Source organism: Compostibacillus humi (assembly GCF_014637175.1).
GTDB lineage: Bacteria > Bacillota > Bacilli > Bacillales > Amphibacillaceae > Oceanobacillus > Oceanobacillus humi.
Window position 1 is genome coordinate 14,794 of the sequence record NZ_BMEV01000004.1, and the last position, 18,512, is coordinate 33,305.

General features: G+C 42.8%; 21 protein-coding genes. 20 read left to right on the forward strand and 1 reads right to left on the reverse strand.

Features of this window, described 5'->3' with window-relative positions; genetic code table 11:
• Positions 1–14 precede the first annotated feature (14 nt).
• From sdaAA to rnc, 8 genes are all read left to right on the forward strand, one after another.
• The gene (sdaAA, locus tag IEV18_RS01600) at positions 15–899 is read left to right on the forward strand and encodes an L-serine ammonia-lyase, iron-sulfur-dependent, subunit alpha (protein WP_188390622.1); all 885 of its coding nucleotides are present in this window, start codon (positions 15–17) and stop codon (positions 897–899) included.
• 13 nt (positions 900–912) lie between these two features.
• A complete protein-coding gene (recG, locus tag IEV18_RS01605) occupies positions 913–2,946 on the forward strand; it encodes an ATP-dependent DNA helicase RecG (RefSeq protein WP_188390623.1) in 2,034 nt (677 codons plus the stop codon).
• An 82-nt stretch (positions 2,947–3,028) separates the two neighbouring features.
• Positions 3,029–3,625 (forward strand): transcription factor FapR, encoded by a 597-nt coding sequence (gene fapR, locus IEV18_RS01610; protein WP_188390624.1) that lies wholly within the window; start codon positions 3,029–3,031, stop codon positions 3,623–3,625.
• Positions 3,609–4,607, forward strand: a complete 999-nt coding sequence (plsX, locus tag IEV18_RS01615) for a phosphate acyltransferase PlsX (protein WP_188390625.1) — start codon at positions 3,609–3,611, stop codon at positions 4,605–4,607. The genes fapR and plsX overlap by 17 nt, the downstream gene beginning before the upstream one ends.
• 5 nt (positions 4,608–4,612) lie before the next feature.
• The gene (gene fabD, locus IEV18_RS01620; RefSeq protein WP_188390626.1) at positions 4,613–5,551 is read left to right on the forward strand and encodes an ACP S-malonyltransferase; all 939 of its coding nucleotides are present in this window, start codon (positions 4,613–4,615) and stop codon (positions 5,549–5,551) included.
• A gap of 2 nt (positions 5,552–5,553) precedes the next feature.
• Positions 5,554–6,294: a 3-oxoacyl-[acyl-carrier-protein] reductase gene (gene fabG / locus IEV18_RS01625; protein ID WP_188390703.1), complete on the forward strand. Its 741-nt coding sequence runs from the start codon at positions 5,554–5,556 to the stop codon at positions 6,292–6,294.
• Positions 6,295–6,341: 47 nt separating this feature from the next.
• On the forward strand, positions 6,342–6,578 hold the full coding sequence (acpP, locus tag IEV18_RS01630; RefSeq protein ID WP_188390627.1) for an acyl carrier protein: 237 nt from the start codon (positions 6,342–6,344) through the stop codon (positions 6,576–6,578).
• A gap of 54 nt (positions 6,579–6,632) precedes the next feature.
• Positions 6,633–7,322, forward strand: coding sequence for a ribonuclease III (gene rnc / locus IEV18_RS01635; protein ID WP_188390628.1), 690 nt, complete (start codon positions 6,633–6,635; stop codon positions 7,320–7,322).
• Between the two features lie 59 nt (positions 7,323–7,381).
• Here the strand turns inward: rnc and IEV18_RS01640 are convergent, their stop codons facing one another.
• On the reverse strand, positions 7,382–7,606 hold the full coding sequence (locus IEV18_RS01640; protein WP_188390629.1) for a DUF1128 domain-containing protein: 225 nt from the start codon (positions 7,604–7,606) through the stop codon (positions 7,382–7,384).
• Between the two features lie 106 nt (positions 7,607–7,712).
• On the opposite strand from IEV18_RS01640, the gene smc reads away from it, so the two are divergent.
• The 12 genes from smc (at position 7,713) to ylqF (ending at position 18,450) form a co-directional block, all read left to right on the forward strand.
• Positions 7,713–11,273 carry a chromosome segregation protein SMC gene (gene smc, locus IEV18_RS01645; protein ID WP_188390630.1) on the forward strand — a complete coding sequence of 1,187 codons (3,561 nt, stop codon included), beginning with the start codon at positions 7,713–7,715 and terminating at the stop codon, positions 11,271–11,273.
• Between the two features lie 14 nt (positions 11,274–11,287).
• Positions 11,288–12,280 (forward strand): signal recognition particle-docking protein FtsY, encoded by a 993-nt coding sequence (gene ftsY / locus IEV18_RS01650; RefSeq protein ID WP_188390631.1) that lies wholly within the window; start codon positions 11,288–11,290, stop codon positions 12,278–12,280.
• Between the two features lie 74 nt (positions 12,281–12,354).
• Positions 12,355–12,672: a putative DNA-binding protein gene (locus IEV18_RS01655; RefSeq protein WP_188390632.1), complete on the forward strand. Its 318-nt coding sequence runs from the start codon at positions 12,355–12,357 to the stop codon at positions 12,670–12,672.
• 13 nt (positions 12,673–12,685) lie between these two features.
• Positions 12,686–14,035, forward strand: coding sequence for a signal recognition particle protein (ffh, locus tag IEV18_RS01660; RefSeq protein WP_188390633.1), 1,350 nt, complete (start codon positions 12,686–12,688; stop codon positions 14,033–14,035).
• Between the two features lie 92 nt (positions 14,036–14,127).
• Positions 14,128–14,400 carry a 30S ribosomal protein S16 gene (gene rpsP, locus IEV18_RS01665; RefSeq protein ID WP_188390634.1) on the forward strand — a complete coding sequence of 91 codons (273 nt, stop codon included), beginning with the start codon at positions 14,128–14,130 and terminating at the stop codon, positions 14,398–14,400.
• Positions 14,401–14,409: 9 nt separating this feature from the next.
• Entirely contained in the window at positions 14,410–14,637 is a 228-nt protein-coding gene (locus tag IEV18_RS01670) for a KH domain-containing protein (RefSeq protein ID WP_188390635.1), read from the forward strand.
• Between the two features lie 86 nt (positions 14,638–14,723).
• Complete coding sequence (locus tag IEV18_RS01675) at positions 14,724–15,113, forward strand: YlqD family protein (protein ID WP_188390636.1); 390 nt, start codon at positions 14,724–14,726, stop codon at positions 15,111–15,113.
• Between the two features lie 12 nt (positions 15,114–15,125).
• Positions 15,126–15,641, forward strand: a complete 516-nt coding sequence (rimM, locus tag IEV18_RS01680; RefSeq protein ID WP_188390637.1) for a ribosome maturation factor RimM — start codon at positions 15,126–15,128, stop codon at positions 15,639–15,641.
• Positions 15,641–16,387 carry a tRNA (guanosine(37)-N1)-methyltransferase TrmD gene (gene trmD / locus IEV18_RS01685; RefSeq protein ID WP_188390638.1) on the forward strand — a complete coding sequence of 249 codons (747 nt, stop codon included), beginning with the start codon at positions 15,641–15,643 and terminating at the stop codon, positions 16,385–16,387. Before rimM ends, trmD begins: the two co-directional genes overlap by 1 nt.
• Before the next feature lie 122 nt (positions 16,388–16,509).
• Positions 16,510–16,854 (forward strand): 50S ribosomal protein L19, encoded by a 345-nt coding sequence (rplS, locus tag IEV18_RS01690; protein WP_188390639.1) that lies wholly within the window; start codon positions 16,510–16,512, stop codon positions 16,852–16,854.
• 178 nt (positions 16,855–17,032) lie between these two features.
• Positions 17,033–17,593, forward strand: coding sequence for a signal peptidase I (lepB, locus tag IEV18_RS01695; RefSeq protein ID WP_188390640.1), 561 nt, complete (start codon positions 17,033–17,035; stop codon positions 17,591–17,593).
• A gap of 8 nt (positions 17,594–17,601) precedes the next feature.
• On the forward strand, positions 17,602–18,450 hold the full coding sequence (ylqF, locus tag IEV18_RS01700; protein WP_188390641.1) for a ribosome biogenesis GTPase YlqF: 849 nt from the start codon (positions 17,602–17,604) through the stop codon (positions 18,448–18,450).
• Positions 18,451–18,512 lie beyond the last annotated feature (62 nt).

Sequence of the window (18,512 nt, forward strand, 5' to 3'; positions counted from 1 at the left end):
CAGGGGGAATAAAGATGGGTATACGATTTCGTACCGTAAGTGAGCTATTGGAGTTAACGGAAAAACATGATCTTCCCATTTCCGAAGTAATGATCCAGCAAGAAATGGATATAAAAGGAAAAAACCGCGATGAATTATACGAGCAAATGGAAAAAAACTTGCAAGTCATGGAAAAAGCAATTGAAGATGCCTTTAAAGGAGTACAATCCGTTACCGGTTTAACCGGCGGGGATGCAGTCCGAATTCAAAAATATATGAAGGAAAATACCCCGCTTTCCGGAAATCTCCTTTTGGATGCTGTTTCGAAGGCGATGGGAACTAATGAAGTGAATGCTGCGATGGGAATTATTTGTGCCACACCGACCGCGGGCAGTGCAGGCTGTGTTCCTGGAGCTTTGTTCGCGGTAAAGGAACGGTTTAACCCTAGCAGGGAAGACATGATTCGCTTTTTATTTACAGCTGGCGCCTTCGGTTTTGTCGTAGCAAATAATGCTTTTATATCAGGTGCGGCTGGCGGCTGTCAAGCGGAAATCGGTTCCGCTGGAGCGATGGCTTCTGCCGCCATTGTGGAAATGGCAGGCGGAACGCCGGAGCAATCTGCCAATGCTTTCGCCATTACATTAAAGAATATGCTCGGACTAGTTTGTGACCCGGTTGCAGGATTGGTAGAAGTGCCTTGTGTGAAACGAAATGCATTAGGAGTATCTCAAGCGCTAGTTTCGGCAGATTTGGCACTTGCCGGTGTGAAAAGCAAAATTCCTTGTGATGAAGTCATCGGTGCAATGTACCGTATTGGCAAACAAATGCCTTCTGCATTGAGAGAAACCGGCGAAGGAGGATTAGCTGATACACCGACAGGGCGGCTGCTGAAAGAGAAAATCTTTGGCGCATCTGTCTAGAAAGAGGGATTTTATGCTGACAGACCCAATTACAACGATAAAAGGAGCAGGGGAGAGGGTCGCTGAAGATTTGGCGGCCCTCCGCATTTTTACCGTTGAAGACCTGCTTTATTATTTTCCTTACCGATACGACGTTTTGGAAATCAAGCCGATTTCCGAACTCATTCACGAGGATAAAGTGACAATTGAAGGAAGGGTGTTGTACGAGCCTTCCGTTACATATTACGGCAAAAGAAAATCTCGGCTCACCTTTACGGTCGAAACGGAAGGCATCGCTGTGAAGGCAGTGATGTTCAACCGGGCTTTTGCGAAAAAACAGATTAAAGCAAATGCTGTTGTGACGCTTACCGGGAAATGGGATGCTCATCGGCTGCAAATTACGGTAAGCAATTATAAAATCGGTACGATGGAAAAGGAAACAGAGATCAACCCAATTTATTCCCTGCGCGGAAATTTAACGAACATGAAAATAAAAAAGCTGATTCGGACCGCATTGGACCAGTACGGCAGCATGATTGAAGAATTCCTGCCAGAACAGTATCTGCTTGAATATAAAATTCCGAGCCGGTTAAAAGCGCTGGAAACGATGCATTTTCCCCCTTCCAGAGCGGCATTAAAACATGCCCGCAGACGCTTTACCTACGAGGAGCTCCTCCTATTCCAGCTGAAGATGCAGCTGATTCGCAAGCGAAATCGGGAACAGACAGCGGGGAATGCTCACCGGTATGATGTGGAAAAAGTAAAACAGTTTATTCAAAGTTTTCCTTTTTCGCTAACATCCGCCCAATCCCGCTCGCTTCATGAAATTTTGCGGGACTTAAGGTCTCCTTATCGGATGAACCGTCTTCTGCAAGGGGATGTAGGCTCTGGAAAAACAGCGGTAGCTGCCATTAGCCTTTATGCGGCAGTAACTGCCGGAAAGCAAGGCGCCTTAATGGTTCCGACCGAAATTCTAGCTGAACAGCATTATGAGTCCTTAAAAAATATGTTTAAAGATAGAGCGGAAATTGCCCTGCTCACTGGTTCTATCAAAGGAAAGAAGCGGAAAGAGATATTGGACAGACTCCTCCGTCAGGAAATTGACATTGTTATCGGAACCCACGCTCTGATCCAAGAAGAAGTTTTCTTTCATGATTTAGGCCTGGTCATCGTAGATGAACAGCACCGGTTTGGGGTGGACCAGCGAAGGGCGCTCAGGGATAAAGGACTTCACCCGGATGTCCTCTTTATGACAGCTACACCGATTCCGCGCACTTTGGCGATAACGGCCTTCGGCGATATGGACGTGTCGACGATCGATGAAATGCCCAAAGGAAGAAAACAAGTTGAGACGTATTGGGCAAAGGAGAATATGTTTGAGCGGGTATTAAAGATGATAGAAAAACATGTCGCCCTTGGTGAGCAGGCATATATTATTTGTCCGCTGATCGAAGAATCCGACAAATTGGACATTCAAAATGCAGTTGACTTGCATCAGCAGCTCGTTCAATTCTTCCCGCCAACTATCAATGTCGGTTTAATGCACGGACGGCTCAAACAAGAAGAAAAAGAACAAGTGATGAGCCAATTTGCCAACAACGAAATCCATGTGCTCGTATCTACGACGGTCGTTGAAGTAGGAGTTAACGTTCCCAATGCAACAATCATGGTCGTATATGATGCCGAGCGTTTTGGACTTTCCCAATTACATCAGCTCCGGGGGAGGGTTGGCCGAGGAGAAAAGCAAAGTTACTGCATTTTAATTGCCGATCCAAAAGGAGAAACAGGCAAAGAAAGAATGCGCATTATGACAGAAACAACGAACGGGTTTGAGTTGTCTGAGCAGGATTTAAAGCTGCGTGGACCTGGGGACTTTTTCGGAAAAAAACAAAGCGGACTGCCAGAATTTAAAGTAGCAGATCTCGTACATGATTATCGGGCATTGGAGACTGCCCGGAAAGATGCGGCCGAGATTGTGGAAAATCGGCTTCTGGATAACGATAGTGATTTTCAGCTGTTAAAAAAACGGCTGGAAAAGGATCCGGCTTTAATGGATACGCTGGATTGAAAGTTTACTTGCATAATCAGAATTGGTATTATATATTACTATTAGTACCAAGTCATAAGCATATACAGATGGATGGTGCAAAATGAAACTGTCAAAAGCAGAACGTCAACGGCAATTAAAAGAAACGATAACGGAAACACCGTTTATTACTGATGAGCAGCTGGCGAAGAAATTTTCTGTCAGCATTCAAACGATTCGCCTAGATCGGATGGAGCTTTCCATTCCGGAATTAAGGGAACGAATTAAGTATGTTGCTTCCAATCGCTGGAACGAGATGGTAAAGGCATTGCCGTTGGATGAAGTTATTGGTGAAATCATTGATTTAGAGTTGGATAAAAGGGCGATATCCATTTTAGATATACGGCCTGATTACGTTTTTTCCCGCAATAAAATTGCCAGAGGGCATCATTTGTTTGCTCAGGCAAACTCGTTGGCGGTTGCTGTTATCGACGACGAACTGGCGTTAACGGCAAAAGCTGAAATCAAGTTTATCCGGCAAGTGAAAGAAGGAGAACGAGTTATTGCCAAGGCAGCCGTCAAAGGAGAAGAGAAGGGTTTTACCATTGTTCAGGTTGAAAGTTTTGTAGATAAGGAAAAGGTATTTTCCGGATTATTTTATATGTATCGCTCCAAAGAAGAACAACAAAAAGGAGAAAAGGAACATGAGAATCGCAATTGATGCCATGGGAGGTGACCATGCTCCGAAAGAAATCGTCTTAGGAGCCATGGATGCGCTGCAGCTCATGCCGGATTTACATATTACTCTAGTCGGAGACGAAACGAAAATAAAGCAATATATAACGGAAGATGAAAGGATTTCCATCTTGCATACCGACGAAGTCATTACCGGGGATGACGAACCCGTTCGTGCAGTCCGGAGAAAGAAAAATGCTTCTCTCGTCCTCATGGCGAACGAAGTAAAAGAGATGAGGGCGGATGCGTGTATTTCGGCCGGGAATACCGGAGCATTAATGAGTGCTGGCCTGTTTGTTATCGGACGGATTCCGGGAATCGATCGCCCTGCGCTAAGTCCTACGATACCAACGGCAGATGGAAAAGGGTTTGTTCTTTTGGATGTCGGCGCCAATGTGGATGCAAAGCCAAACCACTTATTGCAGTACGCAGTCATGGGTTCCATTTATGCGGAAAAGGTCCGTTCCATTCCATCGCCAAAAGTAGGATTGTTAAATGTCGGAACCGAGGACGGCAAAGGGAACGATTTAGCCAAAAAAGCCTTTGAACTATTAAAGGAAGCACCGATTCAATTTGTCGGCAACGTGGAAGCCCGTGATCTTTTGAGCGGTGTTGCTGATGTAGTCGTTACCGATGGCTTCAGCGGAAATATTGCTTTAAAAACAATTGAAGGAACGGCGGCCAATATTTTTTCCATTCTAAAGAATACGATGATGGCAAATACGAAAACGAAAATCGGCGCATTGCTATTAAAAAATGACCTTAGAGGCTTAAAAGATAAACTGGACTATTCAGAGTACGGCGGTGCCAGCCTGTTCGGATTGAAAGCTCCAGTCATTAAAGCCCATGGTTCCTCAAAGCGGCGGGCCATTGTCAGTGCGATTAAACAGGCGAAATATACCGTAGACCATCAAGTAGTTAATACGATCATGGACACGGTAGCAGGGATGAAAATCGATAAGGAGTGATTAAAATGAAGCAGGTCGCTTTTATGTTTCCCGGTCAAGGATCCCAAGTCATTGGCATGGGGAAAGATTTTTTTGATGCATATGATGAAGTAAAACAGTTGTTTGCCATGGCCAATGAAGTATTACATAAAGATATACAGCAAATCATGTTTGAAGGGCCGATGGAAGTTTTGACGGAAACAGAAAATGCCCAACCCGCATTATTGCTGACAAGTGTAAGCATAAACAGGATGCTGGAAAAAGAAGGAATCCGTCCTGCGATGACTGTCGGACATAGTCTAGGTGAATATAGCGCATTAGTTGCCAGCGGCGCGCTGTCAGCAGATGAGGCACTTCCCCTCGTGCAAACCCGCGGCCGGTTAATGGAAGCAGCATTTCCAAAAGGTCAAGGAACGATGGCGGCAGTGTTAGGATTACAAGAAGAAGTCATTCAGTCTGTATTGGATACAATTAAGGATGAAATTGTTGATATCGCCAATTTAAACTGTCCTGGCCAAATTGTGATTTCTGGTTCAAAGGAAGGAATTGAACAAGCGTCTGAACAATTAAAAGCTGCTGGTGCGAAAAGGGTAATTCCTCTCAATGTGAGCGGCCCGTTCCATTCCCGATTAATGAAAAAGGCAAACGAGGAATTTGCAAATTATTTGGATAAAGTGAACGTTCAGGATGCAGCAATTCCTGTCTATGCCAATGTGTCAGCACGGCCGGTCACAAAAAAAGAAGAAATTAAAAACCTGCTTATTCAGCAGCTCTATTCCCCGGTTCGGTTTGAAGAATCGATTCGTCAAATGATCGATAAAGGTGTAGATGCCTTTGTCGAAGTAGGAAGCGGAAAAGTGTTATCCGGATTGTTGCGAAAAATTGACCGGAAAGCGACGGTATTTGCTGTTCATGATATTGCCTCCATGGAAAACTTTATTCGCTGGTATAAGGAGGAAGCATAATGATGTTAAAAGGTAAAAATGTATTAGTAACCGGGGCTTCCAGAGGGATTGGCAGAGCCATTGCATTAGAACTCGGCAGAAATGGGGCTAATGTAGCGGTAAACTATGCGGGAAGCAAAGAAAAGGCAGAAGAAGTAGTCAATGAATTAAAAGAAATGGATGTACAAGCTTTTGCGATCCAGGCAGACGTTTCTTCCGAAGCAGATGTAAAAGGAATGGTGAAGGAAGTTATTTCCCAATTCGGAAGTTTGGACATTTTGGTGAACAATGCAGGGATTACGAGGGATAATCTCCTCATGCGCATGAAAGAAGTGGAATTTGACCAGGTTATAAATACGAACTTAAAAGGTGTTTTCCTATGTACGAAAGCAGTAACAAGACAGATGATGAAACAAAAATCCGGTAAAATTATTAACGTAGCTTCCATTGTAGGTGTCTCCGGAAATCCGGGACAGGCCAATTATGTTGCTGCGAAAGCGGGGGTCATCGGGTTAACGAAGACGACGGCCAAAGAACTGGCATCAAGAAATATTCTTGTCAATGCAGTGGCTCCCGGATTTATTGCTACGGACATGACGGAAGAATTGACGGAAGAACAAAAAGAGGCAATGCTTAAGCTCATACCGCTAGAACGGCTCGGTCAGCCGGAGGATGTTGCCAAAGTTGTACGGTTCCTTGCATCCGATGATGCATCTTATATTACCGGTCAGACCATCCATATTGATGGCGGAATGGTAATGTGATATTTTTTTAAAGGACAACTTCATTACTTGAAGGGAGGTGAACGGAAATGGCAGACGTATTTGAAAGAGTAAAAGCAATCATTGTTGACCGTCTTGACGTCGAAGAGGAAAAAGTTACGCTGGAAGCCTCTTTTAAAGATGATTTAGAAGCTGATTCATTGGATGTTGTTGAACTTGTAATGGAATTGGAAGATGAGTTCGATATGGAAATTGCCGATGAAGAAGCGGAAAAGATAAATACAGTTGGGGATGCTGTTGATTACATAAACAGTAAGCTATCCTAAAGGCAGGAAGTCTCGCAAATTGCGGGACTTTCCCTATATATAAGGAGTGACCAAATGGATATTAAACAGCTGGAAGAACAACTTCAACTCACCTTTCGTCAACCGCATCTGATCAAGCAGGCGTTTACCCATTCTTCTTATGTGAACGAACACCGGGATGCCGAAGTGAATGATAATGAGCGGCTGGAATTTTTAGGAGATGCGGTGTTAGAGCTGGGAGTTTCCCAATTTTTATTCCGGGAGCATGAAGCGTTGCCGGAAGGGGAGCTGACAAAACGGAGGGCTGCCATCGTATGTGAGCCATCTTTGACAAAATTCGCCCTTGAGCTTGGATTTGACAAGTTCCTTCTCCTTGGGAAAGGCGAGGAACAATCCGGCGGCAGGAAACGTCCGGCAATACTGGCCGATGCTTTTGAAGCATTTTTAGGCGCATTATACTTGGATCAAGGGTTTGAGCAAGTGCTCCGTTTTTTAGAACGATATGTATTTCCTAAAATCGATGAACAAGCTTTTTCCAACACCCGGGATTATAAAACCGAACTTCAGGAAAAAATTCAGCAGGACCGAAATAAAAAAATCGAGTATGACATTATCGACGAAAAGGGGCCGTCCCATAATAAAGAATTTATTGCTAACGTCCTTGTTAATGGCGAAGTGTTTGGACAAGGAATCGGGAGAACGAAAAAAGAGGCGGAGCAGCGGGCGGCGAAAGAAGCGCTGGATAAATTGGAAGGCAAAAACTGATGGAAAGAGGGTTATAACGGAAAATCATCGTTCATGGTTTTTCGTCATAACCCTTTTGCCTATTTTTTGCGAATGAGGGCAAGTTCATCGACAAAAGCTTGTGTTTCGGAAATGCTCAGCTTTCCCTTTTGCCGGACAACATCGTATAATAACTTTAAATCCTCATATTTATCCAAGTCATAATCTTCTGCGTCCAATAATCCCCGATTGACAACATTTAATTGATCTGCTAATTGCTCAAGAAGATAGTGCAAGTTTTCCTTTGATGCAACATTTAAATTCATCATATTCCTCCCCGGGCTTCTTGAACCCTTCTTTTGTTATCATGTTTATGATAAAATAAATGCGTTAAAATGCCAACGATGAACGTGAAAATTAGGAGAAATGTTTATGTATTTGAAAAAATTGGAAAGTATCGGTTTTAAATCCTTTGCCGAACGAATCCAGGTGGAATTTGTTCCTGGTGTTACCGCGGTGGTGGGGCCGAACGGCAGCGGGAAGAGCAATATTATTGATGCCATCCGCTGGGTTTTGGGAGAACAGTCTGCCAAATCATTGCGCGGATCAAAGATGGAAGATATTATTTTTCAAGGCAGTGATACGAGAAAGGCGTTAAATGTGGCAGAGGTTACCCTTGTGCTAGATAACAAAGACCATACTTTGCCGTTAGATTACGAAGAAGTCAGTATTACGAGACGGGTTTACCGTTCTGGAGAAAGCGAATTTTATATTAACAAACAATCTTGCAGGCTGAAGGATATTATTGATTTATTTATGGATACAGGACTTGGCAGAGATTCTTTTTCCATCATCAGCCAGGGAAAAGTAGAAGAAATATTAAGTTCGAAACCGGAAGAAAGAAGAAGTATTTTTGAAGAAGCAGCCGGTGTACTAAAATATAAAAACCGCAAAAAGAAGGCGGAATTTAAACTGGCGGAAACGCAAGAAAACTTAAATCGTGTGGAAGATATTATTTACGAAATTGAACAGCAGCTGACACCTTTGGAACAACAGGCAGAAACGGCAAAAAAATATTTAAAGCTGAAGGAAGAGTTAAAAGAAGAGGAAATCTCATTGCTCGTTGCCGAAATCAGCTTATTGCATGAACAATGGCAGAAGCTGAAAAAGGAACTGGAAGAACAAAAAGACGAGGAAATTAAATTAAAGACAGAAATTCAGAAAAAAGAAGCTTGGATTGCACAGGAAAGAGAGAAGCTGGATTCCATTGACAAAAAAGTTGAAAATCTGCAGGAACAGCTGTTACATACGACAGAGCAGCTGGAAAAACTGGAAGGTAAAAAGCAATTAGTCAACGAGCGGACGAAACATCTGGCGGAAAACAAACAAAAGCTGGAAAAACAAATGGAAGAAACCGCAGAAAAAATCGGCGCCGTCCACGATATTCTTGTGAAAGAAGAGAAAAATCTTCTCGTTCTTACCGAAGAGAAGAAGGAGATGAAAAAGCGTTTATCGGAAGTAAAAGAAAAGCTAAAGCTGCATGAAACGTCGATTCCCGAACAAATCGAAGAATTGAAGGCGGATTATATTGAATACTTAAACGAGCAGGCAGCCCTCCGCAATGAAAAGCATTCCGTCCAAAAACAGCTGGAACAGCTCGTTCTAAAGAAAGATAGGCAAAAAGACAAATATCAAGATTTAGAGAAAGAACGATCATCCCTTGCGGAAAGAAAAACTAAGCTCGGGGAACAGATTGAAGCATATGAGAAAAAATTAGCCGAGAAACAAACGGCAATAAAAAATTGGAAACTGAAATTGACAGAGGAAAGAACCCGTTATGAAGAGCTGCAAAGGAAGCAGTTTCAAGGATATCAATATATTGAAAAATTAAAGTCAAAAAAAGAATGGCTTGAGGAAATGAAGGAAGATTTTCAAGGGTTCTACCAAGGTGTCAAATCTGTTTTGAAAGCCCGGGAAGAAAATCAGCTGGCGGATATTTACGGAGCGGTAATCGAATTAATCACGGTTCCCAGCCGATATATTACCGCGATTGAAACGGTTCTAGGAGGACAAGCCCAGCATATTATCGTCAAAGATGATCTCTCAGCAAGAAGGGCGATTCAATGGCTAAAACAGACGAACCGGGGCCGGGCAACTTTTTTGCCAATCGCTTCGATTCAAGAGCGGTCTGTTCCGTTCCCTTTGCTGGAACAAATAAAGGCCCATCCCGGATTTGTCGGTATTGCGGCCCAGCTGATTGAAACAGACAAAATGTATATAAAAGCAATCAATCATTTGATGGGGCATGTGATCATTGCCAAAACTTTAAAAGATGCCAATGAAATCGCAGCACTTACCGGAAGAAAATATCGTGTTGTCACGCTGGAAGGCGACGTCGTTCATCCAGGCGGCTCCATGTCCGGCGGGGCACAGAAGAAAACAAACCAGTCGCTTTTTACCCGGGAAAAAGATATCCAAGTATTGGCAGAGCAAATAAAAAACTACGAAGAGAAAATTCGTGTCTTTGAGAAAAAAGTCGATGACCAAAAAGCAGTCATTGATGAGCTGGAAAACAAACTTAAGGATGAGGATACTGCCGCAGAGCAAGAAGAGCTTCAACAAATTCAATCGGAATTTACAGAAGTCGATTTACGGCTTCAGTCGTTAAATGAGCAGCTCTTTCTATATGATCAGGATCAAAAACAGTTTTTAGAAGAGAAAAATATGCTCGAACAACAATTAACTGGATGCGAAGCGCAATTAAGCAATATTAAAGATAAACTTGCATCCTTGGATGAAGAAATCAGCAAATTATCGAAAATGGAAAAGGAATTTAACGAAAACCGAGAGGATATTCAGAAAGCATTCCATCAATACGAAGTTCAGCAGGCCGAGCTGGAAGAAAGATATAAGCATCAGGTGGAAAAAGTTGAGACGATGAGGAATGAGCTGAAGGAATATGAAGAGCAATATGACCTGTATAAACAGGAATTGGATACTCTAGTCCGGATTGAAACGGAAGAAGAAACAGAAGAGGAAATTGAAGAAGCGATTTTGGATACGGCACAGCAAAAAAATAATCTGACTGCCATCATCCGGGAAAAACGGGCTGAACGTTCCGAAATTACCGAGCGTCTCCTCCATGAAGAGCGGGAATTAAAAGAGGAAAACAAAGTGTACGAAAAGGCGCTGCAGCAATTGCAGGAAAAAGAAGTACAGGTGAACCGTCTTGATGTGGAATTAGAAAACCGGCTGCACCAGCTGCAGTCCGACTATACGATTTCTTTTGAAAAAGCAAGACAAAGTTATCCGGCTGCGGAAAATATTGAAGCGGCTAAAGCAAAGGTAAAAGATATTAAATTTAGCATCGAAAGGCTCGGTTCGGTTAACTTAGGAGCTATAGACGAATATAAGCGCATTTCCGAGCGGTTTCAGTTTTTAACGGAACAGCGGGAAGACTTGCTGGAGGCAAAGGATACGCTATTTAATGTCATTCGCGAAATGGATGACGAAATGAAGAAACGTTTTGAATCTACCTTTATTGAAATCCAGGAACAATTTACCCATGTATTTAAAACATTGTTTGGCGGAGGACGGGCTGAACTTAAATTAACCGACCCGAAGGATTTATTGGAAACAGGGGTGGACATCATTGCCCAGCCGCCAGGAAAGAAATTGCAGCATCTTGGACTGTTATCCGGCGGAGAAAGGGCGTTAACCGCGATTGCCCTGTTATTTGCCATATTGCGGGTCCGTCCCGTTCCTTTCTGTATTTTGGACGAAGTGGAAGCGGCACTCGATGAAGCGAATGTAGTCCGGTTCGCCAAATATTTAAAACAGCATGCGAAAGATAGCCAGTTTATCGTTATTACTCACCGTAAAGGGACGATGGAGGAAGCAGACGTGCTTTATGGTGTGACGATGCAAGAGTCTGGCGTATCGAAATTAGTTTCTGTCCGTTTGGAAGAAACCGAACAATTAATACATTCCTGAAGGAGAGATAACCGATGGGATTTTTAGATAAATTAAGAAACAAGTTTAAACAAACCGAAGAAAAGGAAGAAATTTCCGAAAAATATAAGGAAGGGATGTCAAAAACACGGAGTTCCTTCTCCAGCAAAATTAATGATTTAATTGCCCGTTACCGGAAAGTAGACGAAGAATTTTTTGAAGAACTGGAAGAAGTATTGATTACGGCAGATGTTGGGGTCAATACGGTAATGGATTTAATCGATGAGCTGGAAATGGAAGTAAAAAGGCGGAACATTAAAGATACAGCAGAAGTTAAAGAAGTGATTTCAGAGAAATTGGTAGAAATTTATTACGGCGATGACGAAGAAGAAATTACCGATTTAAACATTCAAGAAGGAGAATTAACTGTAATTTTAGTCGTTGGAGTGAACGGTGTCGGCAAGACAACTTCCATTGGGAAACTGGCCCATCAGTTTAAAGAGCAGGGAAAAAAAGTATTGCTTGCAGCCGGAGATACGTTCCGTGCTGGTGCAATTGAACAGCTGGAAGTATGGGGGGAGCGTTCCGGCGTCGACGTCATCAAGCAGCAAGAAGGAAGCGATCCGGCTGCAGTCATTTTTGACGGCATACAAGCAGCAAAATCCCGGAATGCCGATATATTAATTTGTGATACGGCAGGCAGGCTGCAAAACAAAGTGAATTTAATGAATGAGCTGGCAAAAGTAAAACGGGTAATTGAACGGGAAGTCCCTGGGGCTCCCCATGAAGTGCTGCTCGTTCTCGATGCGACGACAGGACAAAACGCATTGTCCCAGGCGAAGACCTTCTCGGAAAGCACAGACGTTACAGGAATCATTTTAACAAAATTGGATGGTACGGCAAAAGGCGGCATAGTCCTTGCTATCAGACATGAGTTGAATATACCGGTGAAATTTGTCGGACTGGGAGAGGGCATTGAAGACTTGCGAAAATTTGATCCCCATGCCTTCGTTTACGGATTATTTGCAGACATGCTGGAGGAGGAATAGTTCGTATCTTGACAATCGCTTCCGTTCCTTTATCATGTTTGTAAAGGGATTTAACTTAACATGGGGTGGACAAAGTGATAGAGAAGACGACGAGAATGAATGTTTTATTTGATTTTTATCAGGAACTGCTTACACCCAAACAGCGAAATTATATGGAACTATATTATTTAGAAGATTACTCCCTCGGAGAGATAGCAAATATTTACCAAATTTCCCGTCAGGCGGTGTATGACCATATTAAGCGTACGGAAACAGTGCTGGAAACCTATGAAAAGAAATTGGGCTTATTTGCAAAGTTTATGAAACGGAAGTCGATTTTGGAACAATTGGAACAGATTGTTGAAGATAAAAGAGCCCTTGATCTTTTATCCCAACTAAAAGATTTAGATTAGGAGGAAACCTTCCATGGCATTTGAAGGCTTGGCCGAACGATTACAAAGTACGATTAAAAAGATAACAGGCAAAGGGAAAGTCTCGGAGCAAGATGTAAAAGAAATGGCGAGGGAAGTAAGACTTGCCCTGCTGGAAGCAGACGTTAACTACAAAGTTGTTAAAGATTTAATTAAGCGGATTAGAGAACGGGCCGTCGGGCAGGAAGTAATGGAAAGCTTAACCCCTGGCCAGCAGGTCATTAAAGTCGTAAAGGAAGAATTAACCGAGCTAATGGGAGGAGAACAGAGCAAAATCGCCGTCAGCGACCGGCCGCCAACGGTCATTATGATGGTCGGATTGCAGGGGGCCGGTAAAACGACTACCTCCGGAAAATTGGCGAACTTGCTCAGGAAGAAACATAACCGTTCCCCATTGCTCGTTGCCTGTGATATTTACCGGCCGGCTGCGATTAAGCAGCTGGAAACGCTAGGCAAACAGTTGGATATGCCAGTCTTTTCCTTAGGTACAGATACAAACCCTGTAGAAATTGCTGCCAAAGCATTGGAAAAAGCAAAAGCAGATCACCACGATTACGTCATTATTGATACGGCGGGCCGATTGCATGTTGACGGTGATTTAATGGCGGAACTGACGGAAATGAAGGAAAAAGTGCAGCCCGATGAAATTTTCCTAGTCGTAGATGCTATGACCGGACAAGATGCGGTCAATGTTGCCGAAAGTTTCAATGAACAACTGGATATTACCGGTGTCATCCTGACAAAACTCGATGGGGATACCCGGGGCGGGGCAGCATTGTCCATTAAAGCAGTAACCGACAAGCCGATTAAATTTGCCGGGATGGGCGAAAAGCTGGATCAGCTGGAAGCCTTTCATCCGGAGAGAATGGCATCCCGGATTCTAGGCATGGGAGATGTGCTTTCATTAATTGAAAAAGCCCAAGAAACGGTGAATGAGAAACAGGCGAAAGAACTGGAAGAAAAAATGCGTACGATGTCCTTCACCTTTGATGACTTTTTGGAACAAATGGATCAGGTGAAGAAAATGGGCCCGCTGGATGAATTAATTTCCATGCTTCCCGGTGCCAATAAAATGAAAGGATTAAAAAATATTCAAGTGGACGAAAAACAATTGTCCCATGTGGAAGCGATCATCCAATCGATGACAAAACAGGAAAGACAGGACCCTTCCATTATAAATTCCAGCAGAAAAAAACGGATTGCGAAGGGCTCAGGTACGACCGTTTCCCAAGTAAACCGGCTGCTGAAGCAGTTTAACGAAATGAAAAAGATGATGAAGCAGATGACTCAAGTTCAAAAAGGAAAGAAAAAAGGCAAGGGGATGAAATTTCCTTTCCCAATGTAAAATGTAGTTTGTAATGGAAAAAACCTTTACACCGATAAAAGTTTCTGTTACAATCTTTACTTGTGAATACCAATTAATTGGAGGTGCAAAACATGGCAGTACGTATTCGTTTAAAAAGAATGGGTTCGAAGCGCAATCCATTTTACCGTATCGTCGTAGCAGATTCCCGCTCACCTCGTGACGGACGTTATATTGAACAAATCGGCACTTACAATCCAGTGGTTGATCCGGTTGAAGTCAAAATAGATGAGGAAAAAGCATTGGATTGGATGAAAAATGGCGCAAAACCTAGCGATACGGTTCGCAATTTATTCTCACAACAAGGCATCATGAAGAAATTCCACGAACAAAAAAATGTAAAGTAGTGTGATATCATGAAAGCCCTAATCGAAACGATTGTTATGCCGCTCGTCGAACACCCGGAAGACGTTGTCGTGACGATAAAAGAAGAAGAGAATAAAATCGTCTATCATCTGCAAGTACATCCGGATGACGTCGGAAAAGTGATCGGCAAAAATGGCCGGATTGCCAAAGCGATCCGCACGATTGTTTATGCTGCAAAGAATAACGAGAATAAACGGATTTATTTAGACATTATGTGAAAAGAGGGAAAGGGGACCAGCCGGTTTTTCTTTCCCTCTTTTCACAAGGGCGGCATAACGGATTTTCGTGAGAGTGAGGTTAAAATGTGAAAATTATTAAAAAAGTACAAGTGAAACAAATCGTGACGGAAAAAAGCAAAAAGGCGTTACATCATCGGTTTGCCCGGGAAAAAATGCGGCTTGAACAAGAGTGTCAACAGCTATTATTCGAAAAGAAAAAGTTGCAGCATAAGTTTGGCGGGGCAAAGCAAGAAGTTGCCCGACGTTTTCTAGATGAGATAAGGAAACGAAAAGAAAAAATCGCAACGATTGATTTTCAGATGGAACAATTGGAAATGATTGAATTAGGGAGCGAAATCGTCGAAAGGGAAGTTGAAGCTCTTGTTGAGGTTCAGGAAGGTACGCATTGGGATGAATTAATGAAAGAACAGTCAATCGTAATAAAAGACGGAGTTGTCATTCGAATTGATCGCTAGCAGGTGATAAACATGGAAGAGAAAATGTATAATGTTGGAAAAATCGTAAATACCCACGGCATTCGCGGGGAAGTAAAGGTCGTTCGCATTACCGACTTTGAAGAGCGGTTCCATGAAGGAAATACGGTATATGCGGTGAAAAATAACGGAGAAATTATCGAATTGGTCATCGATGGCCACCGGAAACATAAAGGCTTTGATCTCCTGCATTTTGAAGGAAAAAATAATATTAATGACGTGGAGCATCTGAAAGGCTGCTATTTAAAGATTACCGAATCCCAGCAGACAGATTTAGGGGAGAACGAATTTTACTATCACGAAATTATCGGATGTTCCGTCTTTACGACTTCCGGGGAAAAAATTGGGGTGGTGAAAGAAATTCTTTCCCCTGGTGCAAACGATGTCTGGGTAACGAAGAGGCCAAAAGGCAAAGACGTTCTCATTCCTTACATTGAAGATGTCGTAAAGGAAGTGAACATTGAGGATAAAAAAATTACGATTGAATTGATGGAAGGACTGCTGGATTAATGCATATCGATATACTTACTCTTTTTCCGGAAATGTTTTCCGGTGTTTTTGACACGTCCATTTTAAAGAAAGCCCGGGAAAAAGGGAAATTTACCTATCGACTCGTTAATTTCCGAGAGTATACGGAAAATAAACATCATAAAGTAGATGACTACCCATATGGCGGCGGTGCGGGAATGGTGCTTTCCCCCCAGCCGGTATACGATGCGGTGGAATCAATCCAAAATGATAAAGAGACCGATCCGCGAATTATTTTAATGTGTCCGCAGGGAGAACAGTATAATCAAAGAAAAGCAGAAGAGCTGGCAAAGGAAGAACATTTAATTTTTATATGCGGTCATTACGAAGGGTATGATGAGCGAATCCGGAAGCTTGTTACTGACGAAATTTCCATCGGAGATTTCGTTCTGACCGGAGGAGAACTGGGGGCAATGGTCGTCGTTGACAGCGTTGTTCGCCTTTTGCCGGAGGTGTTGGGTAATAAAGAATCAGCACCCCAGGACTCCTTCTCGACCGGGCTGCTGGAACACCCCCATTATACGAGACCAGCCGATTTTCGCGGGATGAAAGTTCCGGACGTATTATTGTCGGGAAATCATGCGAAAATTGAACAGTGGCGCAGGGAACAGTCATTGAAAAGAACGTTTGAGCGGAGACCAGATTTGCTGCACCACGTGCAATTGACAGAGGAGGATAAAAACTTTCTCGAAAGATTGCGAAGCGAAAAAAGAAATGACAAAAATTAGTTGAAGGATAGATTTCCTTATGCTATATTAATTATTGTGCTTAAGAACGTTTAAGCGGCAAAAAACGATGTTCCGCTCATTCATAGGGATGATGAACATTAGTTTGGAAGGAGTGAAGCAGGATGCAACAAATTATTGCTGACATCACTAAACATCAATTACGTACAGACCATCCTGATTTTCGTGCAGGAGATACGGTACGCGTTCACGTGAAAGTTGTGGAAGGTTCACGGGAGCGTATTCAGGTGTTTGAAGGCGTTGTAATCAAACGTCAAAATGGCGGAATTAGTGAAACATTTACGGTAAGAAAAATTTCTTACGGTGTAGGTGTGGAACGTACATTCCCTGTACATTCACCACGTATTGATAAAATTGAAGTCGTACGCAAAGGTAAAGTACGCCGTGCGAAACTGTACTACTTGCGCAACTTGCGCGGTAAAGCTGCGCGTATTAAAGAACGCCGCTAATCTTTATAAACGATTAAACCGATTTTTGAATAAGGCAAAGAAAGTGGAACTTGGGGATTCTCTAAGTTCCTTTTCTTTGCTTTAATTTTCCGTTTTCAAACTTACGCTTTATTCACCAGACCGGATTTGGTATGATAAAGTACAAGGTAGATAGTATGCTGGGCACGGAGGAGAATAGATGACAAAGAAAAAAAATCAATGGATAGAATGGCTGAAAGCTATTCTTATCGCCTTTGGACTCGTATTTTTTATTCGGATGTTTCTCTTTTCACCGATTGTCGTTGACGGTCCTTCCATGCTGCCAACGCTCCATGATCGGGATCAAATGATCGTTAATAAATTTATATATAAAATAAAAGAACCGGAACGATTTGATATTGTCGTATTTCATGCCCCGAATCAGAAGGATTTTATTAAAAGGGTTATCGGCTTGCCTGGAGAGCATGTAAAGGTGAAAGATGAAGTGTTATACATAAACGGAAAGCCTGTAGAAGAGCCTTTTTTGGAGGACTTAAAAAGAGCGAAAAAAGAATATCAAAGTATTACGAATGATTTTACGCTGGAAGAATTGCCTGGCGGATACGAGGAAATTCCCGAAGACCACATACTTGTCCTAGGGGACAATCGCGGAAATTCTACGGACAGCCGGATGATCGGTGTCATTCCGCTCGATGAAGTTGTCGGGAAAGCGAGTGTCATTTATTGGCCGCCGGAACGAATGCAAATCGTACGAGAGTAGGTATATTGATGACGATACAATGGTTTCCTGGACACATGGCGAAAGCCAGAAGAGAAGTGGAAGAAAAACTGAAATTAGTCGATTTTGTCATGGAGCTGGTCGATGCGAGAGCGCCGCTTTCATCACAAAACCCGATGCTCAAGCAAATATTGCAGCAAAAAACGAAAATGCTGCTTCTTATGAAGAAAGATCTAGCAGATCCGGAGCTGACGCAAAAATGGCTTCAATTTTTTGAGGAAGAAGGAATTCCCGCCCTTGCCATTGATGTAAACGATAAACAAGATATACAAAAAGTAGTGAACTTGGCAAAAAAACTGGGCAGGGAAAAAATGGAAAAATTAATTAAAAAAGGGGTAAAACCACGGGCGGCAAGGGCGATGATTGTCGGCATTCCCAATGTTGGAAAATCCACTTTGATTAACCGCCTTGCCAATAAAAAAATAGCAAAAACGGGAGACCGGCCTGGTGTAACGAAACAGCAGACCTGGATAAAGGTAAAAAAAGATTTCGAACTGTTGGACACACCGGGAATTTTGTGGCCGAAATTTGAAGATGAAATTGTAGGCTATCGTTTAGCTGCCATCGGAACGATTAAAGACGAGATTTTAGCTTTGGAGGATATAACGGTTTTTGTCCTCCGCTATTTGCTGGCCCATTATCCCGGTTTGTTAGAAGACCGTTACGGGGTCGATGAAGAGGAAACGGAAGTCGTTCACCTCTTTGAAAGTATCGGGAAGAAACGGATGGCATTAGGGAGCGGCGGCGAGGTAGACTACGGGAAAGTTGCCGATTTAATCCTGCGTGACCTTCGTGCCGGCAGACTTGGGAAAATTACATTTGAATCTCCAGAAAAATAGAAGACGTCTATCTTTTCGGATGGATGTCTTTTTTCTTCTATGTTGAAAAATGACTTACATTA